Genomic DNA, 459 nt, shown 5'->3' on the forward strand with positions numbered 1-459 from the left:
AGGAGGAACAGGAGGAACGCACAAAGTCGAGGTTCCGTCTTGCAAGCCATGAGGATCTCGGTTTCACCATTCTGACGGACTCAAGTGTCGTTGAAAGGGACTCGCTTCTGCAGAGGCATCGTCAGATCGAGCAGGCGTTGTCGCAGATCAAGGGCGGGCGAACGGTGCGTAAAGGGAAGGTCGCATTGACCGGCGTCGACGCAGAAGAATGGCTGTTGGAAGGCCCAAGACCCACCACGGAAGTGCACGGGCACCTCTTTGCGCTGGAGGGGAACGCGCTCGCGGACGATGTACTGACGCCTTTCGTGCGGCACGAAATGGATACAGCGAATCCGCTTCCGGACTATCGTCCGCTCGAACGTGCATCGCTGACGGACGCCGAGGCCCTCGCGGTCTGGGACGCCATCTCCCGAACCCTGCGGCCCCGACCGAATGCCTTCTGACGGTGGAGTGCATGTG

The 459-nt window shown here is 60.8% G+C and carries 1 protein-coding gene; it reads left to right on the top strand.

Annotated elements, in window-relative coordinates; translation table 11 throughout:
* The coding region (locus tag AB4Z27_RS29555) for a T6SS immunity protein Tli4 family protein (protein WP_441646052.1) at positions 1 to 443 on the top strand (443 nt) is incomplete at its 5' end.
* Positions 444 to 459 lie beyond the last annotated feature (16 nt).

This window comes from Cupriavidus sp. KB_39, assembly GCF_052114485.1.
Taxonomy (GTDB): domain Bacteria; phylum Pseudomonadota; class Gammaproteobacteria; order Burkholderiales; family Burkholderiaceae; genus Cupriavidus.